Annotated in this window: 21 protein-coding genes; 16 read left to right on the forward strand and 5 right to left on the reverse strand. The window is 69.7% G+C overall.

Going from position 1 to position 25,897, the window contains the following annotated elements; translation table 11 throughout:
* Positions 1–229: 229 nt before the first annotated feature.
* The 3 genes from ASG62_RS03485 to ASG62_RS03495 are packed head-to-tail and all read left to right on the forward strand — an operon-like array spanning position 230 to position 4,036.
* Positions 230–1,129, forward strand: a complete 900-nt coding sequence (locus tag ASG62_RS03485) for a CheR family methyltransferase (protein WP_056698258.1) — start codon at positions 230–232, stop codon at positions 1,127–1,129.
* 2 nt (positions 1,130–1,131) lie between these two features.
* A complete protein-coding gene (locus ASG62_RS03490) occupies positions 1,132–2,223 on the forward strand; it encodes a protein-glutamate methylesterase/protein-glutamine glutaminase (protein ID WP_056698260.1) in 1,092 nt (363 codons plus the stop codon).
* Between the two features lie 4 nt (positions 2,224–2,227).
* The gene (locus ASG62_RS03495) at positions 2,228–4,036 is read left to right on the forward strand and encodes a hypothetical protein (RefSeq protein ID WP_056698263.1); all 1,809 of its coding nucleotides are present in this window, start codon (positions 2,228–2,230) and stop codon (positions 4,034–4,036) included.
* A 51-nt stretch (positions 4,037–4,087) separates the two neighbouring features.
* Here ASG62_RS03495 and ASG62_RS03500 read toward each other — a convergent pair whose 3' ends face one another.
* A complete protein-coding gene (locus ASG62_RS03500; RefSeq protein ID WP_056698540.1) occupies positions 4,088–5,251 on the reverse strand; it encodes an MFS transporter in 1,164 nt (387 codons plus the stop codon).
* Positions 5,252–5,349: 98 nt separating this feature from the next.
* Here ASG62_RS03500 and ASG62_RS03505 point away from each other — a divergent pair, with 98 nt between their 5' ends.
* The 4 genes from ASG62_RS03505 to ASG62_RS03520 all read left to right on the forward strand — a co-directional run bounded on the left by ASG62_RS03505 (position 5,350) and on the right by ASG62_RS03520 (position 10,655).
* Entirely contained in the window at positions 5,350–6,249 is a 900-nt protein-coding gene (locus tag ASG62_RS03505) for a LysR family transcriptional regulator (protein WP_056698267.1), read from the forward strand.
* A 317-nt stretch (positions 6,250–6,566) separates the two neighbouring features.
* Positions 6,567–7,799: an SfnB family sulfur acquisition oxidoreductase gene (locus tag ASG62_RS03510; protein ID WP_056698275.1), complete on the forward strand. Its 1,233-nt coding sequence runs from the start codon at positions 6,567–6,569 to the stop codon at positions 7,797–7,799.
* A 67-nt stretch (positions 7,800–7,866) separates the two neighbouring features.
* Positions 7,867–9,117, forward strand: coding sequence for an SfnB family sulfur acquisition oxidoreductase (locus ASG62_RS03515; RefSeq protein WP_082537430.1), 1,251 nt, complete (start codon positions 7,867–7,869; stop codon positions 9,115–9,117).
* Between the two features lie 134 nt (positions 9,118–9,251).
* Positions 9,252–10,655 carry an LLM class flavin-dependent oxidoreductase gene (locus ASG62_RS03520; RefSeq protein WP_056698278.1) on the forward strand — a complete coding sequence of 468 codons (1,404 nt, stop codon included), beginning with the start codon at positions 9,252–9,254 and terminating at the stop codon, positions 10,653–10,655.
* A gap of 91 nt (positions 10,656–10,746) precedes the next feature.
* Here ASG62_RS03520 and ASG62_RS03525 read toward each other — a convergent pair whose 3' ends face one another.
* Positions 10,747–11,406 carry a DJ-1/PfpI family protein gene (locus tag ASG62_RS03525; RefSeq protein WP_056698281.1) on the reverse strand — a complete coding sequence of 220 codons (660 nt, stop codon included), beginning with the start codon at positions 11,404–11,406 and terminating at the stop codon, positions 10,747–10,749.
* A gap of 73 nt (positions 11,407–11,479) precedes the next feature.
* Between ASG62_RS03525 and ASG62_RS03530 the strand changes: the two genes are divergently transcribed.
* From ASG62_RS03530 to ASG62_RS03545, 3 genes are all read left to right on the forward strand, one after another.
* The gene (locus ASG62_RS03530; RefSeq protein WP_056698284.1) at positions 11,480–12,451 is read left to right on the forward strand and encodes a GlxA family transcriptional regulator; all 972 of its coding nucleotides are present in this window, start codon (positions 11,480–11,482) and stop codon (positions 12,449–12,451) included.
* A 639-nt stretch (positions 12,452–13,090) separates the two neighbouring features.
* A complete protein-coding gene (locus ASG62_RS03540) occupies positions 13,091–15,046 on the forward strand; it encodes a methyl-accepting chemotaxis protein (protein WP_056698290.1) in 1,956 nt (651 codons plus the stop codon).
* 193 nt (positions 15,047–15,239) lie between these two features.
* Complete coding sequence (locus ASG62_RS03545) at positions 15,240–17,171, forward strand: methyl-accepting chemotaxis protein (RefSeq protein WP_082537446.1); 1,932 nt, start codon at positions 15,240–15,242, stop codon at positions 17,169–17,171.
* 137 nt (positions 17,172–17,308) lie between these two features.
* Here ASG62_RS03545 and ASG62_RS03550 read toward each other — a convergent pair whose 3' ends face one another.
* Genes ASG62_RS03550 through ASG62_RS03560 form a run of 3 tightly spaced genes read right to left on the reverse strand, consistent with a single transcriptional unit; the run spans position 17,309 to position 19,175 of the window.
* Positions 17,309–17,899, reverse strand: coding sequence for an energy-coupling factor transporter transmembrane component T family protein (locus tag ASG62_RS03550; protein ID WP_056698297.1), 591 nt, complete (start codon positions 17,897–17,899; stop codon positions 17,309–17,311).
* Positions 17,896–18,612: an energy-coupling factor ABC transporter ATP-binding protein gene (locus ASG62_RS03555; protein WP_056698300.1), complete on the reverse strand. Its 717-nt coding sequence runs from the start codon at positions 18,610–18,612 to the stop codon at positions 17,896–17,898. Before ASG62_RS03555 ends, ASG62_RS03550 begins: the two co-directional genes overlap by 4 nt.
* Entirely contained in the window at positions 18,609–19,175 is a 567-nt protein-coding gene (locus ASG62_RS03560) for a biotin transporter BioY (protein ID WP_056698303.1), read from the reverse strand. Before ASG62_RS03560 ends, ASG62_RS03555 begins: the two co-directional genes overlap by 4 nt.
* A gap of 323 nt (positions 19,176–19,498) precedes the next feature.
* Here ASG62_RS03560 and ASG62_RS03565 point away from each other — a divergent pair, with 323 nt between their 5' ends.
* The 6 genes from ASG62_RS03565 to ASG62_RS03590 all read left to right on the forward strand — a co-directional run bounded on the left by ASG62_RS03565 (position 19,499) and on the right by ASG62_RS03590 (position 25,852).
* A complete protein-coding gene (locus ASG62_RS03565; RefSeq protein WP_413814169.1) occupies positions 19,499–20,239 on the forward strand; it encodes a FadR/GntR family transcriptional regulator in 741 nt (246 codons plus the stop codon).
* Complete coding sequence (locus ASG62_RS03570; RefSeq protein WP_056698308.1) at positions 20,236–21,405, forward strand: PLP-dependent transferase; 1,170 nt, start codon at positions 20,236–20,238, stop codon at positions 21,403–21,405. The genes ASG62_RS03565 and ASG62_RS03570 overlap by 4 nt, the downstream gene beginning before the upstream one ends.
* Positions 21,406–21,501: 96 nt before the next feature.
* The gene (locus tag ASG62_RS03575) at positions 21,502–22,758 is read left to right on the forward strand and encodes an ABC transporter substrate-binding protein (protein WP_056698545.1); all 1,257 of its coding nucleotides are present in this window, start codon (positions 21,502–21,504) and stop codon (positions 22,756–22,758) included.
* 225 nt (positions 22,759–22,983) lie between these two features.
* Positions 22,984–23,916 carry a carbohydrate ABC transporter permease gene (locus ASG62_RS03580; protein ID WP_056698311.1) on the forward strand — a complete coding sequence of 311 codons (933 nt, stop codon included), beginning with the start codon at positions 22,984–22,986 and terminating at the stop codon, positions 23,914–23,916.
* A gap of 3 nt (positions 23,917–23,919) precedes the next feature.
* Entirely contained in the window at positions 23,920–24,759 is an 840-nt protein-coding gene (locus tag ASG62_RS03585) for a carbohydrate ABC transporter permease (RefSeq protein ID WP_056698314.1), read from the forward strand.
* Between the two features lie 13 nt (positions 24,760–24,772).
* Positions 24,773–25,852: an ABC transporter ATP-binding protein gene (locus ASG62_RS03590; protein WP_057180282.1), complete on the forward strand. Its 1,080-nt coding sequence runs from the start codon at positions 24,773–24,775 to the stop codon at positions 25,850–25,852.
* Positions 25,853–25,897 lie beyond the last annotated feature (45 nt).

Raw genomic sequence — 25,897 nt, forward strand, 5'->3', positions numbered from 1 at the left:
CGCCGACGACGACGGTGCGAATCTCTTGGCCATGCCCGAGGCTTGAGACATTCGGAAGGCGGCGTAAGGCAAGTCGTTCATAGCCTGTCCGTATAAGATGGGCCGGAACCACGGCGTTCGGGGAGGGCGACGTGGTCCGGGCCTTCCGGAAACCATCAGACCCCTGCAGACGGTCGGCTCGCCTCTCGGGGCGTCCGCCGGCCGATCTTCCCCGAGAATGAAAGCCGTGATGTCCAGCATCGCACGACCTTCGCCGAAATCCGCCGCCGGCCTCCCCGCCGTCGCCAATGCCTGGAACGCGCCCAAGCTCGACGCCGCCTCCTTTCGCAGCCTCGTCGATCTCGTCGGCGAGAGCTGCGGCATCGCCATGTCGGATCTCAAGCAGACCATGCTGGAGACGCGGCTGCGCCGCCGGCTGGAGATCAACGGGCTCGAGACCTTCGCGGACTATGTTGCCTTCCTGCGCTCGCCCGAGGGCCGCGCCGGCGAGATGCAGGCCTTCACCGATTGCGTCGTCACCAACCAGACCTCCTTCTTCCGCGAGCCGCCGCATTTCGCCTATCTCACGGGCGACGAGCTGCGGCGCCTGGCCGAGGGCGGCCGCGAGCGGGGGCTGCGCATGTGGTCGGCGGCCTCCTCCAGCGGCCAGGAGGGCTACAGCCTCGCCATGATCGCGGACGAGGCCTCGCAGGGGGGCAGGCTCTTCCCCTGGTCGGTGCTGGCGACCGACATCTCGGTGCGCATGCTCAAAGCCGTGCGCGAGGGCAGCTACAGCCTGGAGGACGCCGAGACCGTGCCCCCGGTCCTGCGCCAGCGCTACCTGCGCCCGGTCCGCCAGGACGGCAAGGACCGCCTCGCCATCACGCCCGAGCTCAGACGCAACATGCGGCTCGGGCAGATCAACCTGATGCACGACACCTACCGGCCGGGCCACGCCATGGACCTGATCTTCTGCCGGAACGTTCTCATCTACTTCAAGCCGGACGTGCAACTGGCGGTCGTGGCCAAGCTGTGCCGGCATCTGCGGCCGGGCGGCCTCCTGTTCCTCGGCCATTCCGAAAGCATCCGCTCCGGCGAGCTGCCGCTCCGGCTGCTTCGCTCCAACATCTACGAGCGCCTCGAGGCCTGACGATGAAGCCCATCCGCGTCCTGATCGTCGACGATTCCGCCAGCGTTCGGACCATCCTGTCCGAAATCGTCGATGCGGAGCCGGATCTGCAGGTCATGGCGACCGCCTCCAACCCCTATTTCGCCGCCGAGCGGATGCGCGAGGAGGTCCCCGACGTCATCATCTGCGACATCGAGATGCCCCGGATGGACGGCATCACCTTCGTCCAGAAGCTGATGAGCCAGCGCCCGATCCCGGTCGTGATCTGCTCCTCGCTCGCGGAGGCCGGCTCGCAGATGGCGATGCAGGCGCTGGACGCGGGCGCCGTCGAGATCATCACCAAGCCGCGCGTCGGCACGCCGCAATTCCTGATGGAGGCCAAGACGCGCATCTGCGACGCCGTGCGCGCCGCCTCCAAGGCCAAGGTCCAGCCGCGCACCCGGACGATCGACCCGCAGAAGAAACTGACCGCCGACGCCGTCCTTCCCGCGCTGTCCGGCCGGCCGATCGACCGCACGACCGACAAGGTCGTGGTCGTCGGCGCCTCCACGGGCGGCACGGAGGCGCTGCGCAAGCTGCTCGAAGTCCTGCCCGCCGACAGTCCCGGCATCGTCATCGTGCAGCACATGCCGGCCGGCTTTACCACCGCCTTCGCCAAGCGGCTGGACACGCTCTGCCGGATCGAGGTGCGCGAGGCCGTGACAGGCGACCGCGTCGTGCCGGGCCTCGCCCTCATCGCGCCCGGAAACTTCCACCTCCTCCTCCAGCGCTCGGGCGCGCAGTATCACGTCGAGGTGCGCGAGGGCCCTCTCGTCACGCGCCACCGCCCGTCCGTCGACGTGCTCTTCCGCTCCGCCTCGCGCGCGGCGGGAGCGAACGCGCTCGGCATCATCATGACGGGCATGGGCGACGACGGCGCCAAGGGCATGCTGGAGCTGCGCCAGACGGGCGCGCGCACGCTCGGCCAGGATGAAGCGAGCTGCGTCGTCTACGGCATGCCGAAGGAAGCGATGAAGATCGGCGCGGTGGAACTGGAGCTGCCGCTCCAGAAGCTGCCCGCCGAGATCCTGCGCTTCGCGCGCGACCATGCCCTCAAGCCCGCAGCGGGGAAGTAGATCCATGCGACACGGCACCGCCCCTGCCCCGTCCTCTGCACGCGAGCCCGCCGGCATCGACGCCGGCGCCCTCGGCCTGCCCGCCCGCCTTGCGGAGGGCGTGACGCGCTGGATCGAGGGCAGCGAGGCGGTGTTTCTCGACGTCGGCTCGAGGCTGCAGGACGTCCATGCCCGCGTCTCGACCGTGCGCAACGGCATCGGCCGGTCCACCGAGATCCTCGCCACGCCCGAAATGGCCGAGATGCGCGCCGGCCTCGCCTCCGCCGTGGAAAGCTCGCGCGGCATCGAGAGCCTCGTCGCGCGGCGCGTCGCGGCCCTCGTCGATCTCCAGGCCGCCATCGCGCAGGCGGCGGAAGGGGGATCGTCCGTCAAGCTCGTGTTCCGCACGCTGAACTACGTCGTCCTCATCGCGCGCGCCCAGATCGGCGGCATGGCCTCCGGCCAGGAGGAGCTGATCCCCTTCGCCTCCCATGTCGACGAGCTCGTCGGCTTCGGCGAGGAGGTCGGACGCTTCATCGAGGAGCGCGTGTCGGTCCTGCGCTCCGCCCTCGGCGCGAGCCAGGCCATCGAGGCGCAGGCGCTGAAGGCGGGCGCGCAGACGCCGCTGACGCAGGGCTTCCTCGACCTCATCGAGCTCATCGCCGGCCAGCAGTCCGTCGACGAGGCCCGCCGCAGCGAGGCGCAGGAGGCTTTCACGGGCGTCTGGCGGGCGATCGGCGGCGTGGTCATGGGGCTTCAGGCCCACGACATGGCGCGCCAGCGCTTCGAGCACACCGCGCGCAACCTCGCCCTCCTCCAGCGTCTCGTCGCGGACGGGTCGATCGAGGCCGAGGGCGAGCCCCTGCCGGAGGAGATGCGCGTGGCCGCCGCGACGCGCATCCTCACGCTGGAAATCGCCCAGCTCGACGATCTCGCCCTCACCTATGCGGCGAAGATGGCCGCGCTCGACGGCGATCTCGGCGTGATCGGCGCCGAACTCGAGGCCTGCGCCGCCGTTCTCCATCGCCTCCTTCCCGGCAAGGGCGGAAACGAGGGCCTCGCGGCGCTGGAGGCCCAGGCGTCGCGCCTCCGGATCGGCTTTCGCCAGGGCGACGAGCGGCGCTCCCGCCTCGGCGCGAGCCTTGCCAGAAGCGTCGAGGCGACGAACGCGCTGACCGACATGACGGGCAAGCTCGACGCGCTCGAACGCGACCTCCGGCTCGCCGGCTTCAACGCGGCGGTGCGCGCGGCCCATGTGGAGGGCGGCGACGAGACGATCGGCTATATCGCGAGCGTCATTCGCGAACAGGCTTCGAGGGCCCGCGACGAGGCCGACCGCGTGCGCAGCGGCATCGCCAGCGCGACGGCCTCCACGCGCTGCCTCTCCTTGGACATCCTGCCGGCCGTCGCGACCGCCGAGGCCGCGATCGAGGCCGCGCTCGACGAGGCCTCGATGCGCCTGTCGCGGGCGGAAAGCGACTGCGCGGCGGTGCTCGGCGAAGCCGTTTCGGCCGCCGCCGGGCTTTCCGGCGACGTCGCCACCGTGCGCCGGATGATGGGCTCCCACGAGGAGGGCCACGATCTCATGCGCGCGCTTTCGGCCGCCGTCGCCGCTCTCGCGGCAGGCCTGCCCCCGTCCTCGCCCCTGCCCGCGCCCGAAGCCGAGCGGCTCGACCGCTTCCTCGTCGGCCCCTACACGATGGAGGAGGAGCGCGCCGTCTTCCAGCGCACCCTCGGCCCCCTCCCCGGCGCGCCCGCCGGCTCGAACGTGGACGCCGACATCGGCGAACCCGCCGCAGCGCCCGCCGACGATCTCGACGACATCTTCTTCTAGAGCCCGCCCGCCCAAGGGCCGAAGGGGCCGTCGCATCCGGCCCCGGGCATTTCAGGCCGAGGCCGGCTTGGCGATCCGGCGGCGCGTCATGACGAGGATCATGGCGAGGCCGGATGCGGCGGCCAGCGCTCCGGCCAGCGGAACGGCGCGATAGCCGAGACCCGCATCGATGACGCCGCCGCCCAGCGCCGCGCCGATCGCATTGCCGAGGTTGAAGGCGCCGATGTTCATCGCCGAGGCGAGGTTCGGCGCGTCGGACGCTTCCTGCACGACCCGCATCTGAAGCGGGGGCACGATGGCGAAGCTGGCGACGCCCCAGAGGAAGATCAGCGGCGCGGCGGCTGCCTGAGAAGTCATGGCAACCGAGAAGAGGACGAGGATGACGACCACGGCGGCGAGCGAGCCGATGAGGGTGCCGTCCATCGAGCGGTCGGCGAGGCGCCCGCCGAGCCAGTTTCCGAGCGCGAGACCGAGACCGTAGATAGTGAGCATCGCCGTGATGAAGAGCGGCGAGGCGTCGGCCTCCTCGCGCAGAATCGGCGCGATATAGGTGAAGACGGTAAACATGGCGCTGGCGCCGAGCACGGTCAGAAGCAGCGCGGCCAGAACCGGCGCGCGCCGCAGGACGCGCAGCTCCGCGCGCATGTCCGTTCCCGCCTCGACGGGCATCGGCGGCAGGGAGAGGCGCAGCGCCAGCATGGCGGCGAGGCCGACCAGCGCGATGCCGGCGAATATCGGCCGCCATCCGACCGTTTCGGCCATGAAGGTCGCCAGCGGAACGCCGCCGATGGTCGCCACCGTCAGTCCCGAGAACATCGCCGCGACCGCCCCGGCGCGCTTGTCGGGCGCCACCACGCTCGCGGCCACCACCGCGCCGACGCCGAAGAAGGCGCCGTGGTTGAACGACGTCACCACGCGGGCGACGAGCAGCGTCATGTAGCCGTCGGCGATCGCCGAAAGAGCGTTGCCGAGGGTGAAGAGCCCCATGAGGCCGACGAGCAGCGTCCGGCGCGGCACCCTTGCCAAGAGCAGGGTCATGACGGGAGCGCCGACGAGGACGCCCGCCGCATAGGCGCTGACGAGAAGGCCGGCGGCGGGGATCGAGACGCCGAGATCGGCGGCGATGACCGGCAGCATGCCCATCGGCGCAAATTCGGTGACGCCGATACCGAAGGCACCGACCGCAAGGGCCAGAAGTGGCTTGTTGATCGTCATGACGGCCGCTCCGCTCTGTTCCATTCCCTCATCTTGTGCATCGCGGCATCGAGCGGTAGCAGGGGGTGAGGACCAGCATCTTTGCCCAGGAGTCACGAATGGCGACGGAGAAGGCGGATCGGGCCGGCGAGATGGCGGCCTTTGCGGCAGTCGCCTGCGAGGGCAGCCTGTCGGGCGCGGCGCGCAAGCTCGGCCTCACGCCCTCGGCCGTCAGCCGCATCGTCAGCCGCATCGAGGCACGGCTCGGAGTGCGCCTTCTCGTGCGCACGACGCGCCATCTGCATCTGACGCCGGAGGGCGAGACCTATGCGCGGGCGGCGCGGCGCATACTCGCCGATCTCGACGAAACCGAGAGCACGATCGCGGACCAGGCCTCCCCGCGCGGCCTCGTGAAGGTCAGCGCGGCGACGGCGCATGGCCGCCTCGTCATCGTTCCGCTGCTCGGCGATTTCGCCACGCTTCATCCCGACATCAAGGTGGAGATCGATCTCGACGACCGGCTCGCCGACATTGCCGGCGGGCGCGTCGACGTGGCGATCCGCTTCGGGCCGCTCGTCGACAGCGCGCTCACTGCCCGGCGCCTCGGCGATACCGGCCGAACGGTCGTCGCTTCGCCCGACTATCTGGCACGGGCGGGCACGCCGCTCATTCCCGCCGACCTCGCCCGCCACAACTGCCTCGATTTCAGCTTCCGCCGCATCGAACCCGGCTGGCCCTTCCAGCAGGACGGCACCGACATCCTGCTGCCGGTGGCGGGCAACATGACCGCCAATAGCGGCGAGACGCTGGTCCAGCTCGCGCTTCAGGGCCTCGGCATCACCCGCGTCGGCAATTTCCACATCGGCGAGGAGCTGAGCTCGGGCCGCCTCGTGCCGCTTCTCGACGCCTACAATCCGCAGGATCGCGAAACCATCCATGCCGTCTTCGTCGGCGGCCCTACCCTGCCGGCCCGCGTGCGCGTGCTCGTCGATTTCCTCGCGGAACGGATGCGGGCCTGAGCCGGCGGCAGGTTGGGATCGGCTCGCTTGCGACGAGATGCCGGGTACGGGTCGGATATGCCCCGTCATGCCCCGTCGGATCGGCCGCTTTGCGCGGGAGCGGCGGAAAACGGAAAACCGTTTCTCCTTAAAGTCTACCGATCGGATATACGTTTGACGTGCCTGTCGGCAGGAGGCGCGTCGGGGTGCCGCTTCATGCGGTTCTCGTCGATGGAACTCCTGCCGGCCGGAGGTGGCGACCGGCCTCCTCGTCGTCGCCGTGGCGGCGGCGAGCTGCCGCCGGTCCTCTGCCGTGTCCCGTCACGAAAGCTTCCGCGATGTCCCTCGCCCCCGCTCTGTCCGATGCCCCGCCCGCCTTCGAGCGCCATCCGAACGCCCATCGCATCGCCTCCGATGCCGAAGCCGTCGCCGTCGCGCGCGAGCTGGCCGCCGCGTTCGCCGTGGAGGCTGCCGAGCGCGACCGCACGCGCCGGCTGCCGGCAAAGGAGCTCGACCGCTTCTCCGGCTCGGGCCTCTGGGGCATCACGGTGCCGAAAGCCTATGGCGGGGCCGGCGTCTCCTTCGCGACGCTCGCCGAGGTGATCGCCACGATCTCGGCCGCCGATCCCTCGATCGGCCAGATCCCGCAGAACCATCTGGCCGCGCTCGATGCGATCCGCGTCACCGCGAGCGAGGAGCAGAAGCGTCTCTGGTTCGGCCGGGTCCTGCAGGGCTATCGGCTCGGCAATGCCTTCTCGGAGGCCCGGAGCCGGCATGTCGGCGCCTTCGAGACGACCGTGCGGCGGGACGGGGACGGCTTTACCGTCGACGGCGAGAAGTTCTACGCGACGGGCGCGCTCTTTGCCCACTACATCCATATCGGCGCCGTCGACGAGGCCGGGAACGTCCACCTCGCCATCGCCGAGCGCGACGCGCCGGGCCTCGCCATCATCGACAACTGGTCGAGCTTCGGCCAGCGCACGACGGCCAGCGGCAACGTTCGGATCGAGGGCGTGCGCGTCGGGCCGGAGGCGCTGATCCCCGCCTATCTCGGCGGCGTCGAAGCCTCCTCGAACGGCAGCGTCTCGCAGATCATCCAGGCCGCCGTCGATCTCGGCATCGCCCGCGGCGCGATCGCGGAGACGATCCGCTTCGTGCGCGAGCACACGCGGCCCTGGATCGACAGCGGGCAGGAGCACGGCCACGAGGACGTCTTCACCATCCATGCCATCGGCGACCTGGAGGTGAAGCTCCACACCGCCGAGGCGCTGCTCGAGCGCGCGGGCCTCGCGATCGACGCGATCCTCGATCGCCCGAGCGACGAAGCGGCGGCGGAGACGGCGGTGGCCGTGGCGCTCGCCAAGGTCACGACGACCGAGATCGCGATCCTTGCGACCAACAAGCTGCACGAGCTGGGCGGCACGCGCTCCACGCTCGGCGTCTACGGGCTCGACCGGCACTGGCGCAACGCGCGCACGCACACGCTGCACGATCCCGTGCGCTGGAAGTACTTCCATGTCGGCAACCATGCCCTGAACGGCATCGCCCCGCCGCGCCACGCCTGGAGCTGAGCGGCCGCCCCGTTCGGCCGTCTCCGCCTTCCCCGCTCGCTCCTTTCGCATTCGACGAGGTCGAACCATGACCGCAGCTCTCGCCCAGCGCATCCAGCCCCCCGCGCCCTTCCGGGCGCCGCCGCTCCGCGAGCGCGCCGTGCGCCGCATCGCAAGCGACGAAGAGGCCCTTTCGGCGGCGCGGGACCTTGCCGCCGATTTCGCGAAGACGGCGGCGGCGCGCGACCGCGACCGCATCCTGCCCCATGCCGAACTCGACCGGCTCTCGGCCTGCGGCCTTCTCGCGATCACCGTGCCCAAGGCCTATGGCGGCGCCGGCGTCTCGGCGGGGACGGTGGCGCGCGTCACCGCGCTCCTCTCGGCGGCGGACGGATCGATCGGGCAGATCCCGCAGAACCATTTCTTCATGCTCGAAGCCGTCCGGCTGCAGGGGACGGAGGAGCAGAAGCGCTTCTTCTACGGGCGGGTTCTGGCCGGCGAGCGCTTCGGCAACGCCTTGTCGGAGACCGGCACGAGGACCGCCCACGACCACGCGACGCGGCTGGAGCGCAACGGGGACGCCTATGTTCTCAACGGCCGGAAGTTCTATTCGACCGGCGTCCTCTTCGCCGACTGGATCGTCGTCGTCGCGACCAGCGAAGAGGACGGGCGGAGCGTCGTCGCCTTCCTGCCGAAGGACGCCCCGGGCATCACGGTGATCGACGACTGGTCGGGCTTCGGCCAGCGCGTCACCGGCTCCGGCTCGACGCTGCTGGAGGCGGTCGACGTCCATCCCTTCGCCGTCCTGTCCTTCTCCGCGCTCTTCGAGACGCCGACGCCCATGGGCCCCTTCGCGCAGATCATGCATGCCGGCGTGCAGCAGGGCATCGCGGAGGGCGCGCTCGCCGAGACGATCCGCTTCGTGCGCGAGGTCGCCCGGCCGTGGCGCGACGCCGGCGTCGAGCGGCACGGCGACGATCCCCATGTGGTGGCGAGCGTCGGCGAGGTGACGATCCGCGTCGAGGGCGCCAAGGCGCTTCTCGCCCGCGCCGGGCGCTTCGTCGACGAGGCGACGGCCGAGCCGACGGAGGCCAGCGTCGCTGCCGCCTCGATCGCGGTGGCCGAGGCCAAGATCGCCTCGACCGACGCGGCCCTCCTCGCCGCGTCCAAGCTGATCGAGCTTGGCGGCGCCAGCGCGACGCTCGCCCGCCACGATCTCGACCGCTTCTGGCGCAACGCGCGCACCCATGCCGTGCACGATCCGCAGCTCTGGAAGTATCGCTTCGTCGGCAATTACTGGCTGAACGGCGTCCATCCGCCCCGCCACGGCGCGATCTGATGCCGGGCGTCATGGGAAATACGCCCGGCATTCCGTTTGCGAATGTCTCGGGCCTTCGACGCCTTCGAGACATTCGCAATGTTTTCGACGGCCGGATGCGCCAGCATCCTCGGCCGTCGGTCTGAAAGGCGCTTATGACCCGCGAAATCCGCTTCAACGCCTTCGAGATGAACTGCGTCGGCCATCAGGCGCCGGGCCTCTGGGCCCATCCGCGCGACCGCTCGGCCGGCTACAGGGATCTCGAATACTGGACCGACCTCGCCAAGCTCCTGGAGCGTGGCCGGTTCGACGGCGTCTTCCTCGCCGATGTGCTCGGCGTCTACGACGTCTATGGCGGCGATCTCGACGCCGCGCTCCGGCATTCCACGCAGGTGCCCGTCAACGACCCGCTGCAGCTCGTCCCCGCCATGGCGCTCGTCACCGAGCATCTGGGCTTCGGGCTGACGGCCTCGCTCTCCTTCGAGCACCCCTACACCTTCGCCCGCCGGCTCTCGACGCTGGATCACCTGACGAAGGGCCGGGCGGGCTGGAACATCGTCACCTCCTATCTGGAGAGCGGCGCGCGCAATATCGGCCTGGCCGCGCAAGGGGCGCATGACGACCGCTACGACGTCGCCGACGAGTATCTGGAGGTCTGCTACAAGCTCTGGGAGGGAAGCTGGGAGGACGGCGCGGTGCTGCGCGACAAGGCGCGGCGCATCTTCACCGATCCCGCCAAGGTCCACCCGATCCGGCACAAGGGCCGCTTCTTCGACGTGCCGGGCATCCATCTCTCGGAGCCCTCGCCGCAGCGAACGCCCGTTCTCTACCAGGCCGGCGCCTCCTCGCGCGGGCGGCGCTTCGCCGGTGAGCATGCCGAATGCGTCTTCGTCGCCGCGCCCTCGAAGACGGTGCTGAAGAAGACCGTCGCCGGCATCCGCGCCGCCGTCGCCGCCTCCGGCCGCGACCCGCGCGCCGTCAAGATCTTCAATCTCCAGACGATCGTCACGGACGCGACCGACGCGAAGGCGCAGGCCAAGTATCGCGACCTCCGGCAGTATATCAGCCGCGACGGCGCGCTGGCGCTCGCCTCCGGCTGGCTCGGCATCGATTTTGCCGGCTACCGGCCGGACCAGCCGCTGCGCCATGTGGAGAGCAACGCCGTCCAGTCCTCCGTCGAGGCCTTTTCCAGCGCCGATCCGGGCAAGGTCTGGACGGTGGACGAGCTGGCCGACTGGGTCGGCATCGGCGGCCTCGGGCCGCTGATCGTGGGCGGGCCGCAGACCGTCGCCGATCTCCTCGAGGAGTGGATCGAGGAGACCGACGTCGACGGCTTCAACCTCGCCTATGCCCTGGCGCACGAGACCTTCGAGGACATCGTCGAGCATGTCGTGCCCGAACTCCAGAGGCGCGGCATCTACAAGCGCGACTACGCCGCCGGCACGCTGCGCGAAAAGCTCTTCGCCGCCGGCCCCCGCCTCCCCGCCGACCATGTCGGCGCCCGCTACCGCGACCTGACCGGCCCCCTCCCCGCGGAGAGACTGTCCGCCGCCGAATAGGAGGGAGGGGCCTGCGGTGGCCCCTACCCTTCGGGCAGGCGAGACCCGTGTCGCAGGCGTCCGGGGCCGCCTGTGCGAGACCTCGACGGGCTCAGGCGAGGAGCCTCTCCCGCTCCCGCCGGGAGCCCGCCATCCGGTCCCGCGCCGCCGCAAGGACGGCGGGCGCGGCGCTTCCCGGCAGTCCGGAACCGAAGGGCGGCGACGGCGCGTACTCGAGAGAGAGCTGGATCGTCTCGGCCTCCTCGCGGCCGATCAGTTCGGCCACCACCGTCAAGCCGAAGTCGATGCCCGACGTCACGCCGCCCGCCGTGATGACGGGCCCGTCCCGCACCACGCGCTCCTCCACGGGCACGGCTCCGAACCGCGGCAGGAAGTCGAGCGCGTTCCAATGCGTGGTCGCCCGGCGACCGGCGAGGAGCCCGGCCTGCCCGAGGACGAGGGCCCCGGTGCAGACGGAGGTGACGAAACGCGCCCGGGCGGCTTTGTCGCGAACGAAGGCGAGGACTTCCTTGTCGCCGAGCAGCGCGTTGACGCCGCTGCCGCCGGGAATGCAGAGCACGTCGAAGTCCGGCGCATCCGCCATCGCCATGTCGGGAACGAGAACCAGTCCGGTCGCCGACCGGATCGGCCGCAGATCCTTCCAGACGAGATGAACCTCGACATCGCGCGCCGAGGCGAAGACCTCGTAGGGGCCGGTCAGGTCGAGCTGCTGAACGGCGGGAAAGCAGAGAATGCCGATGTGAAGGGGCATGGTTCGTTCCTCTCTTGACGGACCGAGCCTAAGGCGGGACGCTTTGGCATTGTTGCCAATCATCGCTCGTTTCATGCCACTCGCCTCTCATCATCCGCATCGCGTGGAAATCTTCGCCTTTGCCGGCGCCCAGATCCTGGACGTGACGGGGCCGGCACAGGTCTTCGCCACGGCCAACGACCTGACGCCGCGCGGCTCGCCCGCACGCTACGAGATCGCGGTCGTCTCGCTGCTGCCGGAGATCGTCACGAGCGCCGGCATCGTCCTCAAGGCGGCTGCCCCCGACGGCGAGGACGCGCTCGGGACGCTGATCGTATCGGGCGGATACGGCGTCGATGCCGCCCGCGCCGACGGCGCGCTGATCGACTGGGTCCGCCGGCGCGCCGCCCGCGCGTCGCGCGTCGCCTCCGTGTGCAGCGGCGCCCTGCTTCTCGCCGAGGCCGGCCTTCTCGACGGCCGCCGGGCGGTGACGCACTGGCAGCGCTGCGCGGAGTTCGCCCGGCGATATCCGGCCGTCCATCTCGACCCCGATCCCATCTTCGTCCGCGACGGCGCGATCTGGACGTCCGCCGGGGTGACGGCCGGCATCGATCTCGCGCTCGCGATGGTGGAGGCCGATCACGGCCGGACGCTGGCTCTCGCCGTGGCTCGCCAGCTCGTCGTCTTCCTGAAACGTCCGGGCGGACAGGCGCAGTTCAGCACCGCGCTCGCCTTTCAGGAGGCCGATGCGACTTTCGAGACCCTGCATAGCTGGATCGCGGCCAATCTCCACCGCGACCTGTCTCTGCCGGCCCTTGCCGAGCAGGCGGGCATGAGCCTTCGCACCTTCTGTCGGCGCTATCGCCGGAGCACCGGGCGCACCCCGGCCGAAAGCGTGGAAATGATCCGCCTGGAAAGCGCGAGACGGTCGCTGGAGGACGGCGCGAGCGTCGCGCGCACGGCCGCGCGCTGCGGCTTCGGCTCCACGGAGACGATGCGGCGGGTCTTCCTGCAGCGCCTGAACGTCGGCCCGAACGCCTATCGGGAGCGTTTCACCCGCTCCTGACGGCCGCGTCTTCCTCCGGTCAGTCTGCGACCGCCGCCTCCGTTCGTCCCGCCCCGAACCGGCCCGACGAGGTCGCGAACGGCGAAGCGGCCTTGCGGTCGTTGGGAGCAACGGCATGGCGCGCTTCGCCGCCGGGTTCGGCAAGAGCGAACTCGCGCGAGGCAGCGCCGTCCGGTGGACGATCGCTGCAACGATAGATCAGCAAACCTTTCGATTCAAAGCAAGACGGTTCGGGTGACGGAGCGGAACAGGAGCGCTTTGCTGCGGGGGATCGGCTCGGTTACACCCCGGCGTCTCGGCGCGGGCACCGGGGGATGGGCTCCGGGCTTGCCTGCGGCGGCTGGAAGCGCTCGACGGGATCGCTCCTGCCGGACATCCGAAAGCGTGGCGGCAGGCGTGGCGGCAGGAGCGGCCATATCGGCGCGCCTTACGCTCAGTGAGCTTCGTTCCGGCGAAGACGATCGGCGGCGGGCGGAAGACGGCGCCGCGGGCCGGCAAGAGCGCCGGCCGGCACACATGCCGATACGGACCCGGCTCAATAGTCTTCCCGCGCCGCGATCCTTTTCGAAAGGTCGAATTAACTAAGTCGAACTTAGGGTGAAACTCTAAGGAACGATCGGCTTTCGATCGAATGGGACGATGATGATGCTCGCCAATGTCAGTATCGCAAAGAAGATCGGCTTGGCCTTCGTCGCCATCATCGGCACGGCCGGCATCATGGGATCGACGGTCTATCTGAACGTGGTCGCCGTGGAGAAGGCCGGTATCGAGAGCGAACGAGCGGCCTCGCTCGTCGCTCAGGCCACCGATATCCGCCTCTCCATGTCGCGGCAGGAAAACTCGCTTCGCGGCTTTCTCGTCTCGCGCGATCCCTATTACTCGCGCCGCACCGGCGAGCATTACGAGACCTTCAAGCGCCTCGTCGATACGACGCGCACCTTCGCCTCCGACAATCCCGTCGTCGTCGCGGAGATGGACAGGCTCGCCACCGTCATGGGCGAATGGCGCCGGACCATCGTGGAACCCGCGCTGATCGCGGCGGCCGACGAGAAGACCCTGGCGAGCGCGGGAAGGCTCATCGTTTCCGACGAGGCCTCCGCCCTCGTCGATCCCGCCGAGGCGATCGTCGACGGGCTTCGCGAGCGCGAAGGCGTCCGTGCGGACGAGGCGGCGGCGAGGGTGACGGCCGCCAACGGCGCGTCGCAGACGACCGTGGTCGTCGGCATGGGCATCCTCATCCTGCTCGCGCTCGGCCTCAGCGTCCTCCTGTCCAAGGGGATCGCCGCCCCCATCCGCCGGCTTCGCGACGCGATGCGCGCTCTGGCCGAGGGCGACCGGAGCCTCGAGACGCCGTTCCTGAAGCGCCGCGACGAGGTCGGCCAGATGGCGCAGACGGTCGAGACCTTCAAGCGCGCCGCGCTCGAACAGGAACGCCTGGAACGCGACGCCGCCGCCACGCAGCAGGCCCAGATCGACCAGCGCAACCGCCAGTCGGCGATCGACGGCGCGAAGGCGGAGGATCTGAAGCTCTTCGTCCACCATGTCGAGGCCGGGTTCGACGCGCTCTCGGCGGGCGATCTGACGGTGCGCATGACCGCGTCGGTGGCGCCCGAGTTCGAGCCGATCCGCGCCAAGTTCAACGGCTCCATGGCCGAGCTGGAATCCACCATCGGTTCGGTCGTCGGCGCCGTCGGCACGATGAAGACCGGCCTGTCCGAGATCACGATCGCGGCCGGCGACCTCTCCCAGCGCACCGAACAGCAGGCCGCGAGCCTGGAGGAGACCGTCGCGGCGCTCTCCGAGGTGACGCGCGGCGTCGGCCAGACCGCGGCCAGCGCCGACGAGGCGCGGGCCGCCGCCGCCGTCGCCCGCAAGGAGGCCGAGAAGGGCGGCGAGGTCGTGACGCGCGCGGTCGCCGCGATGAGCCAGATCGAGGCCTCCTCGGCGCAGATCGGCCAGATCATCGGCGTCATCGACGAGATCGCCTTCCAGACGAACCTTCTCGCGCTGAATGCCGGCGTCGAGGCGGCGCGGGCGGGCGAGGCGGGCCGGGGCTTTGCCGTCGTCGCGCAGGAAGTGCGCGGGCTCGCCCAGCGTTCGGCCGAGGCGGCCAAGGAGATCAAGGCGCTGATCGCGACCTCCTCGTCGCAGGTCGAAGAGGGCGTGCATCTCGTCTCGGCCTCCGGCCAGAGCCTGGAGGAGATCGTGAAGCAGGTCGGCGGCGTGGCGGAGGTCATCTCGCAGATGGCGGTCGCGGCGCGCGAGCAGGCGCTGAGCCTGAAGGAGGTCTCCATGGCCGCCGACAACATGGACAAGGTGACGCAGCAGAACGCGGCCATGGTGGAGGAGACGACCGCCGCCGCCCAGACGCTCTCGGCCGAGACCGAGGATCTCGCGACGATGATCGGCCGCTTCCGGACGGGCGGGGCGGCGCCGTCCTCCGCGCCGTCCCGGACCTCCGCGAGCCGCGCCCCCGCAAGCCGGGCCCCGGCCCGGCCGAAGCCCGCCGGCGCCCTCGTCCAGATGCGGGCCACGGGCCGCTCGGGCGCCGCACCCCAGCCCGCCGCGTCCCCCGAGGACTGGGCCGAGTTCTGAAGCCCGCCGACGGCAACGAGCGGGGATCGCGCCGGCCCCGACGTCCACCGGCGCCAGGGACGATCCCGCTCGGAAGCCTCGATATTTCCGGGCCCAGCCGATCACGCATCCTTAAGATTACGTGGCTAACTTCGCATCGGTCGATGATCCCGCCTCCCGGCCCGGAGGCGGGAGCCGCATGCTGGAGTTCGCCATGTCTCTCACGAATATGAGCCTCAACCGAAAGCTCGTTCTGTCCTTCTCCGCCATTCTGGCGGCGATGCTCCTCATGGCGCTCACGATCTACAAGACCGTGTCCGACATCCAGACCGCCGTCGACTGGGATGCGCACACCAACGAGGTTCTGAGGGAAGCCGCCAACGCGTCCCAGGCGTTTTCCGAGATCGTGTCCTACACGCGCGCCTATGCCGTCAGCGGCCATCAGCGATTTCAGGACGGGTTCGACGCCAACATCGCCAAGTTCACGGCCGCCGCCGACGCGCTGGCTCATCTGACGAGCGACAATCCCTCGCAGCAGGAGCGGATCGTGAAGCTGCGGGCCGATGAAAACGGCTACAGGACCGATCTGGCGGCCAAGCAATTCGCGCTGGGCGCCGATCCCGCCACCCGCCCGCAGTCCATCAAGATGGTGGCCGACGGCGTGTCCAAGCCCGTCGTCGATGCGATCGCCGCCGACATCGCGGCGATCCGCGGCGCCGAGGAGGCGCTTCTCGTCAGCCGCCGGGCCCAGACCGAGCGGTCCTTCGATCTGACCATCCTCGCCCTTGCCGGCGGCACCGGCCTTGCGATCCTCATCGCGGTCGCGATGGGCTGGCTTCTCTCCCGCTCGGTGGCGCGCCCCGTCGTCGCGATGACGGACGCGATGTCGCGTCTGGCGGCCGGCGACAAGAGCGTCGTCGTGCCCGCCGCCGGCCAGCGCGACGAGCTCGGCGCCATGGCCCGCGCGGTCGAGACCTTCAAGCAGGCCGCCATCGAGAAGGAGCGCCTCGAGGGCCTCACCGCCGAGGAGCGCCGCGCCGCCGAAATCGCGCGCCTCGCCGCCGAGCGGCAGACGGCGGAGGCCGTTCGCGCCGCCTTCATCGCCGCCATCCGTCCGAGCTTCGAGCGCCTCTCGGCGGGCGATCTGACCGCCCGCCTCGATCCGGCGAAGAACGAAGGTTATGTCGAGGTCTGCGATCTCTTCAACCACAGCGTCGGCCAGCTCGAGACGACGATCGGCTCGGTCGTCGGCGCGGTCGCGACCATGCGCGTCGGCCTCGGCGAGATCGCGGTGGCCGCCGGAGACCTCTCCCAGCGCACCGAGCAGCAGGCCGCCAGCCTCGAAGAGACCGTCGCGGCGCTTGCCGAGGTGACGCGCGGCGTCAACGGCACGGCCGGCGAGGCCAAGAAGGCGCAGAGCACCGCCTCCACCGCCCTCAAGAACGCGGAGAAGGGCGGCACGATCGTCGCCGAGGCGGTCCAGGCGATGAGCCAGATCGAGCAGTCCTCGGACAAGATCGGCAACATCATCGGCGTGATCGACGAGATCGCCTTCCAGACGAACCTCCTGGCGCTGAATGCCGGCGTCGAGGCGGCGCGCGCGGGCGAGGCGGGCAGAGGCTTCGCCGTCGTCGCCCAGGAAGTCCGTGGTCTCGCCCAGCGCTCGGCGGAAGCGGCCAAGGAGATCAAGAGCCTGATCGCCGCCTCCTCCACCCAGGTCGAGCAGGGCGTCGCCCTCGTCACGGCCTCCGGCGCCTCGCTGCAGGACATCGTCGCGCAGGTCGCGGAGATGAACGGCGTCGTCGCCGGCATCGCGCGCAGCGCCGAGGAACAGTCGCTGAGCCTGAAGGAGGTCTCGATGGCCGCCGACAACATGGACAAGGTGACCCAGCAGAACGCCGCCATGGTCGAGGAGACGACCGCCGCCGCCCAGACCCTTCTCGGCGAGACCGACGAGCTGGCCCATCTCATCGAGCGCTTCCGCACGACCCGGGCCTCGGCCCCGGCGGCCCGCGCTCCGGCCCGCACGCCGGCGAAGATGGCGGCCATGGCGCCGAAGCGCCCGGTCGTCCAGATGCGCACCTCCGGCTCGGGCGGCGCCGCCGCGAAACCCGCCCCCGCCTCTGAGGAATGGGCCGACTTCTGATCCGGGACGGCCGACCGGCGGTCGAGCCGGGTGCGATCCTCCTTGCTAAGGGTCCGATAGCTTCGCGAGACGTCGACGGCCGGTCGCCTTCCAGGCGCCGGCCGTCGGCATGTCGGTGCTCCCGATTAAAAAGGCCTTCAGGACCGTGCGTCGATCGCCTCGGCCACCTCGTCCGCCATGCGCAGCGTGCGCAGGATGAGGGGCACGCCCATGGCGAGAACCGAGCGCTCCAGCCCCCGCGCGGCCTGCGCCTCGCGGATCTCGGCGGCGATGGTGGCAAGGACGGGAATGAAGCGGATGGCCAGCGCGATGGCCAGCGCGATCCGGGCGGGATCGACGCCGAACGGCCGGAGGAAGCCGAGCACGCGCTCGAAGCTCTCGACCATGTCCGCCATGCGGGTCGTCGCGGTGACGAGGCCGGCAAGGAGAAGCAGGCCGGCGAGCCGCGCCGTGACGAGCAGCGCCTCCCGCCAGCCGGCCAGCCAGAGCTGCGCGGCGCCCACCAGGAGGAGCACGAGGAGCACGCCCTTCATGGCCCGCCAGGCCGCGGCGAGGGGCAGGCCGGCGAGCGGAAAGAGAAGAAGGCTCATTGCCAACGCGCCGAGCACGAGCGGCAGGCTCGGCAGGAGAAAGAGCAGCGTGCCGACGAGCGCGAGCGCCAGGAGCTTCGGTCCCGCCGCCATGCGGTGGAGGAGGCTCTCGCCCGGCCGGTAGAGGCTGGCGATCACGCGGCGAGCCTCCGGTAGAGGCCGATCGCTTCTGCAGGGCCGCCGTCGAAGACGAGGCGCCCGCTCTCGAAGACGAGCACGCGGTCGAAGCCCTCGAGAAGTGCGAGATCGTGGGTGACGAGCACACAGGCCTGGCCGCCCGTCTCGATCGCCGTCTCGATGGCCGCCATGATGCGGCGCGTGTTGCGGAGATCGAGCAGCGTCGTCGGCTCGTCGAGGACGAGGAGTCGGGGCTCCAGAACCATGATGCCGGCGAGCGCCACCATCTGCCGCTCGCCGCCGGACAGCTCGTGGCAGAGACGCCCGCCGAAGCCGCCGAGCCCGAAGCGCGCCAGCGCCGCTTCCACGCGCGGCGCGATCTCGGCCTTGGAGAGGCCGCGATTCTTCAGGCCGAAGGCGAGATCCTCGGCCACCGTCGGATAGACGATCTGGTGGTCGGGGTTCTGGAAGAGGAAGCCGACCTCGCGGCGCACCGCGCGCGTCTCGCCCGCCGTGTCGCGTCCGAAGACGCGGACGCCGCCCGATGTCGGCAGGAGAAGCCCGTTCAACAGGCGCGCGAAGCTCGACTTGCCGGAGCCGTTGGCGCCGATGATGCCGATGCGCCGCTCGCGGAGGCTCAGCGTCAGGCCGGACAGGACGAGCCGCCCCGCCCGCTCCAGCTCCACGCCTTCGATCTCGACATCGGCCCGCCCGGCGCCGGGGCCTTCGATCATCCGGCGCGGCGAAGACCGGCGCGGTTGCCGATCAGCGGATAGGCGCGCGCCACGTTGACCGTGATCGCCGCGGCAAGGCCCGCCTTGATGAGATCGCCGGGGATGAAGGCGAGCGAGCCGCTCGCGGCGGTGGAGAGCGGCAGGCCGGTGACGAGCGAGATGCCGGGAATGCCGCAGGCGTAGAGAACCACGATGCCGCCCGCGACCGCCGCCAGGAAGGCCGTGACGAAGGTCAGCTTGGGCAGGAAGCGCTCGGTGAGATAGCCGGTGACGACGGCGGCCGGGAGCCAGCCGAGGAAGAAGCCGACGGTCGGCCCGTAGAGAACGGCGAGCCCGCCGCGCCCGCCCGAGAGAAGCGGCAGCCCGGCCAGCACGAGTCCCATGAAGAGCAGCACCGCGAGCCCGCCGCGCCGGGCGCCGAGAACGCCGCCGGCCAGCATGACGCCCATGGACTGGGCCGAGATCGGCACCGCGATCACAGGCACGGTCAGCGGCGGAAAGGCGCCGAGCACGGCCAGGACGGCGGCGAAGAGGGCGATGAACACGAGGTCGCGCGTCGGCATGGACCGTCTCCGATGGGGCCGCGGGCCCGCGGCCCACCCCGCGCCCTCGCGGCACCGCACCACAAAGCGGATCGCCCCGGCAAAATCAACCGCCCGGGCAGGCAGCGAGCGAACCTTCGCGCTTCCCATCCGGCGACGGGAGAGGTCGGCCTTACGACCGAAGCGGCCCGATCGCCCGAGCGGCGCCCGCCGGCCACGGCCCGCCCCGCCAGCCTATCGGCAGCCATCCCTTCGCGCCGTGCCCTTTCCGCGCCGGAGCGATCCGCCTGGAAAACGGCGGATTGGAATCATTCCCGTTGACAGTTTTGACCCAAGGACGTCAGATGTCCGACAACTTTAAGGCTCGAACGGGGGGAGCCATGTTGAACAATCTGACGAAGCTGCCCCGATCCGACCGGGTGCGCGACACCGTCTCGGCCCTGGCGGACTTCATCTCGACCTCCGGTCTCGACGCCGGCGACCAGCTGCCGACCGAGCGCGCCATCATGGACGCGCTCGGCATCGGGCGGTCCAGCGCCCGCGAGGCCCTGCGCCATCTCCAGGCGCTCGGCGTCGTCGAAACGCGCAAGGGCAGCGGGTCCTATCTCCTGCGGGTCGTCTCCGCCTCCACCATCCACATGCCGCTCTCCTTCGACGCCGCGCACCAGCGCGACGCGCTGCTGCAGACGCTGGACGTGCGCCGGGGCCTGGAGGTCGAGGCCAGCATGCTGGCGGTGCGGCGGGCGGGCGCCTCCGACATCGCGCGCATCCGCGAGAGGCTGGAGGAGATGGAGCGCGTCCATCTCGACAAGGGGACGGCGGGCCGCGAGGACCTCCAGTTCCATCTCTCCATCTACGACGCGACCGGCAATCCGCTCTTTCGCCAGCTGCTGGAGCAGATGCGCGAGGCTTTCGAGCACTTCTTCGACAAGCCGTTCGACCGGCCCGACTTCGCCCGGCGATCCTTCCCGTTCCACCGTGAACTCTTCGACGCGATCGCGGCGGGCGATGCGCCGCTCGCGCGGCAGAAGACGATCGACATCCTCGACATCGTCGAGGAAGACATCAAGGACATGTCCCTATGAACGACGGCGCGTTTGGGGCCGAGGCGGCGTCCCTCATCGTGGCGCACGATGCGCCGAACCCCTACGAGGCGGTGGTCCCGCCGATCGTCCAGACCTCGCTCTTCACCTTCTCGTCCTATGCGGACATGGAGGAGACCTATCGCGGGCTGAAGGTCCGACCGACCTATTCGCGCGGGCTGAACCCGACCGTGCGCGTCTTCGAGGAGAAGATCGCCGCGCTCGAGGGCGCCGAGGATGCGCTGGGCTTCGCCAGCGGCATGGCGGCGATCTCCTCCACGGTTCTGAGCTTCGTCGAGCCCGGCGAGCGCATCGTCTGCGTGCGCCATGTCTATCCCGACGCCTATCGCCTGTTCGAGACGCTGCTGAAGCGGCTGCGCATCGAGGTGACCTACGTGGACGGGCGCGACGAGGCGGAGGTCGCGGCCGCCCTGCCCGGCGCCAAGCTCTTCTACATGGAGAGCCCGACGAGCTGGGTGATGGACGTCCACGACGTCGGCGCCCTTGCCGGACTGGCGAAAAACGCCGGCGTCCTCACCGTCATCGACAATTCCTGGGCCTCGCCGATCTTCCAGAACCCGATCGCGCTCGGCGTGGACATCGTGCTCCACTCCGCCTCGAAGTATCTCGGCGGTCATTCCGACGTGGTGGCCGGCGTCGTCGCGGGGTCGGCCGAGCATATCGGCCGCATCAGAGGTCACACCCTGCCTTATCTCGGCGGCAAGCTCTCGCCCTTCGATGCCTGGCTGCTCGTGCGGGGCCTTCGCACCCTGCCGATCCGCATGAAGGCCCACGAGGCCGCCGCCCTCGACGTCGCTCGCCGGCTGCAGGCCCATCCCGCCGTCGCCTCGGTGCAGCATCCGGGCCTCGCCAACGCCCTGCCGGCCGGGCTCACCGGCACGTCCGGCCTCTTCTCCTTCGTCTTCGAGGAGGGGATCGACATTCCCGCCTTCAGCGACGCGCTCGACGTCTTCAGCCTCGGCGTCAGCTGGGGCGGGCACGAGAGCCTCGTCGTGCCCGGCCGCGTCGTGCGCGCGCAGGCCGCCGAGCCCAATTCCGCCGTCGCCTTCGGCATCGACGAGCGATCCGTTCGGCTGCACATCGGCCTCGAAGGGGCCGACGCGCTCTGGGCCGATCTGACCGCCGCCATCGACCGCGCGACGCTGTGACACCAACGGCCGGGTCCGCCCGGCCGCAGAACCCTCGGGAAACGAAACCGACGAACGACCGGCAGAGACCGGCGAGCTGAGAAGGACGACGCCATGCTGAAGACGCTGCTGACGGCCACCCTGCTTTCGACATGCCTCGCCGGCGCGAGCCATGCCAATACGGTTCTGAAGCTGACCGAGGTCATCACGAGCCCCGAGCGGACACAGACGCTGCAGGAGATCGTCAAGACCTTCGAGGCCGCCCATCCCGGCACGACGGTCGAGATCACCTCCCTGCCCTGGGGCGAGGCCTTCGAGAAGTTCGCGACCATGGTCTCGGCCGGCGAGACGCCCGACGTGGTGGAGATGCCCGATACCTGGCTCGCGCTCTACGCGCGCAACGGCGCGCTGGAGAATCTGGAGCCCTATCTGAAGGACTGGCAGTACACGGCCGGCCTCAACGACCGCGCCCTCCAGTTCGGCCGCGCAGTGGACAACACCGCCTACATGCTGCCCTACGGCTTCTATCTGCGCGCCATGTTCTACAACAAGACGCTCTTCAAGGAGGCCGGCGTCGAGGCGCCTCCGGCGACTCTGGACGAGTTCACGGCCGCCGCCGAGAAGATCTCGAAGATCCCCGGCAAGTCGGCCTATTGCCTGCGCGGCGGTCCCGGCGGGCTGAACGGCTGGGTCATGTTCGGCGCCATCGCCAATGGCGACAACACATTCTTCAAGGCGGACGGCACCTCCACCTTCGCCGAGCCCGGCTGGGTCGAGGGCCTCTCCTACGTGGTCGATCTCTACAAGAAGGGCTATGCGCCCAAGGACTCCATCAACTGGGGCTTCAACGAGATCGTCGCGGGCTTCTATTCCGGCACCTGCGCCATGCTCGACCAGGACCCGGATGCGCTGATCTCGATCGACGAGCATCTCTCGCCCGAGGAATACGGCGTGGCGCCCATGCCGAAGGGTGCGAACGGCAAGACCTTTCCGACCATCGGCTATGCCGGCTGGTCGATGTTCGCGGCAAGCGAGAACAAGGACCTGGCCTGGAAGCTGATCGAGACGCTGGAGGCCCCCGAGGGCAACATCGCCTGGAACAAGCGGACGGGCGCCCTGCCCGTCCACAAGGCGGCCGAACAGGACCCGTTCTACGCGCAGCCGAAGTTCAAGGGCTGGTTCGACGAGCTCTCCGACCCGAACGTCGTGCCGACCACGATGCCGACGGACCTGGAGGAGTTCGCCTTCTTCAAGGATTCGCTGGTCATCAAGTCCAGCCAGGAAGCCCTCCTCGGCTCCATCACGCCCGACGAGCTCGCCAAGACCTGGGCCGATTACCTCACGGCCGCCAAGCAGAAGCAGTTGGCGAAGTAAGGGAGGCCTGGGGCGTTTCCCGCGGACGTTTGCGGGAGGCACCCCCCTCTGCCCTGCCGGGCATCTCCCCCGCAAGGAGGGAGATCGGCAGTTGAGACGTCGGCGAGTAGCCTGATCTCTCCCCTTGCGGGGGAGATGCCGGCAGGCAGAGGGGTGCCTCGCACTGCCCTGCCAGGCACTCAAACCCATCCCCGCAATCACACCCCGTCCAGCCGAAGAGACGACATGACCGCCATCGGCAAGCCGCGCGCCGCCAACACGAACCAGAAGCCCGGCCGGCGCCTCGGCGCCCGGCTGGAGCCTTATCTCTACACGGCGCCGGCGGTGATCCTCATCGTCACCGTCATGCTGGTGCCGCTCGTCATCGGTATCACCTATGCATTCCGAGACATCCGCCTGCTCAATCCCTTCGGCGGCGGCTTCGTCGGGCTGCAGCATTTCGTGAAGCTCTCGGGCGACGCGAACTTCTATCTGGCGCTGAAGAATACCGTGTTCTGGACGGCCACCTCGGTCTTCTTCCAGTTCACGCTCGGGCTGATCCTGGCGCTGCTCCTCAACGTGCCCTTCGCCGGGCGCGGCCTCGCGCAGGCGCTGGTCTTCCTGCCCTGGGCCGTGCCGAGCTTCCTGTCCGGCCTCGACTGGGCCTGGCTCTTCAATCCGATCGTCGGGCCGATCCCCCATTGGCTGACCGCGCTCGGGCTGATGGATCAGCCCGTCAACATCCTCGCCGATCCCGACCATGCGATGTGGGGGCCGATCGTCGCCAATGTCTGGTGGGGCATTCCCTTCTTCGCCATCACGCTGCTCGCCGCCCTCCAGTCGATCCCGCGCGACATCTACGAGGCCGCCGCGATCGATGGAGCCGGGCCGGTCGAGCGCTTCCGGGCGATCACCCTGCCCTTCCTCGCGCCCACCATCGCCATCGCGATCCTGCTGCGCACCGTCTGGGTCGCGAACTTCGCCGATCTCATCGTCGTCATGACCAATGGCGGGCCGGCCGACCGGACGCAGATCGTGGCGAGCTACATCTTCACCACCGCCTTCCGCCGGCTCGACTTCGGCTATGCGTCGGCCATCGCGCTCGTGCTCCTGGCGCTGCTGATGGTCTATTCCCTCCTCCTGGTCGCCCTGCGCCAGACGCTGCTCGCGAGGTCCTGAGCCATGGCCTCCACCTCCCGGCGCATCGCCGGCACGATCGCGCACCGAACGGCCATCCTCGCCTACATCGCCTTCGCCCTCTTTCCGCTCTACTGGCTTCTGAAGGTCTCGTTGACGCCGAACAAGCTCGTCTACAGCGAGGGCGTCCGGCTCTGGCCCTCCGCTACCAGCTTCGAGCACTACACGTTCGTGCTCCAGCACTCGGCCTTTCCGCTCTTCTTCCGCAACAGCCTGATCGTCTCGCTCTCGACGGCGGTGCTCGTGACGATCATCGCGGCGGCGGGCGGCTACGCCATGTCGCGCTTCACCTTTCGCGGCAAGTTCTGGCTGATCGGGCTGATGCTGGTGACGCAGATGTTTCCGCTCGTCATGCTGATCGCACCGATCTTCAAGATGCTGACGCCCTTCGGCCTCACCAACAGCCTGGCCGGGCTCGTCGTCGTCTACACCGCCTTCAACGTGCCCTTCGCCGTCTTCCTCATGCAGTCCTTCTTCGACGCGATCCCGAAGGATCTGGAAGAGGCCGCGCAGATCGACGGGGCGACGCGCTTCATGGCGTTCCGCCAGATCATCGTGCCGCTGACGCTGCCGGGCATGGCCGCAACGCTCGGCTTCGTCTTCACCGCCGCCTGGAGCGAGCTTCTCTTCGCGCTGATGCTGATCTCAAAGACCGATGCCAGCACCTTCCCGGTCGGGCTCCTGTCCTTCGTCTCGAAGTTCGGCGTGAACTTCGGGCAGATGATGGCGGCCGGCGTGCTGGCGCTGATCCCGGCCGTTCTCTTCTTCCTGATGATCCAGCGCTTCCTCGTGCAGGGCCTCACGGCCGGCGCGGTCAAGGGCTGAGGGGTTCTTCACTATGGCTGCCATCGACATCCGCGCCGTCCAGAAGTCCTTCGGGACCATCGCCGTGCTCCACGCCGTCGATCTGTCCATCGCCACCGGCGAGTTCGTCGTCCTCGTCGGCCCGTCCGGCTGCGGAAAGTCGACGCTGCTTCGCATGATCGCCGGGCTCGACGAGGTCACCTCGGGCGACATCCTGATCGGCGGGCGCAGGGTCAACGATCTCGATCCCAAGGACCGCAACATCGCGATGGTCTTCCAGTCCTATGCGCTCTACCCGCATATGACGGTGGCCGGAAACATGAGCTACAGCCTTCGTCTTCGCAAATTCGCCAAGGAGAAGATCGACGCGGCCGTCTCGAGCGCGACCGACCTCCTCGGTCTTCGCCCGCTCGTCGACCGCCGTCCGAAGGCGCTTTCCGGCGGGCAGCGCCAGCGCGTGGCGATGGGCCGGGCGATCGTGCGCGAGCCGCAGGCCTTCCTCTGGGACGAGCCGCTCTCCAATCTCGACGCGCGCCTGCGCGAGCAGATGCGGGCCGAGATCAAGAAGCTGCACCAGCGACTCGGCGCGACCTCGATCTACGTGACGCACGACCAGATCGAAGCCATGACGCTCGCCGACCGGATCGTGGCCATGGACGGCGGGCACATCCAGCAGATCGGCTCSCCGCTCGATCTCTACGAGCGGCCCGCCAATCTCTTCGTCGCCGGCTTCATCGGCTCGCCCGCCATGAACTTCTTTGAGGGCCGCTACCGCCGGGCGGGCGACGCCGCCTTCCTGGATCTCGACGCCGGCGCCTCGATCTCGGTCCCGGCGCGTCCGGTGGCGGACGGGTTCGATCTGACGATCGGCATCCGGCCCGAGCATGTCCTCGTCGGCGAGGCCGCGCGCCCGGGGGCGCCGGTCTGTCCGGTCGAACTGGTGGAGCCGACCGGCGTCGGCGCGATCCTCCATGTCCGGTTCGGCGAGGCGCCGCTGAAGGCCTTCCATCTCGGCCGCACCGCGCTGCGCAGCGGCGAGAGCGTGGCCGTCAGCCTGCCGCCCGAGAAGCTTCTTCTTTTCGACACCAAGACCGGCCGCCGCCTCGACGACTGACGCCGATCAGGTCCGGCTGGCGATGGCAGGCGGCAGGCCGGGCGC

The sequence above is a fragment of the Aureimonas sp. Leaf427 genome, assembly GCF_001425485.1.
Classification (GTDB): Bacteria; Pseudomonadota; Alphaproteobacteria; order Rhizobiales; family Rhizobiaceae; genus Plantimonas.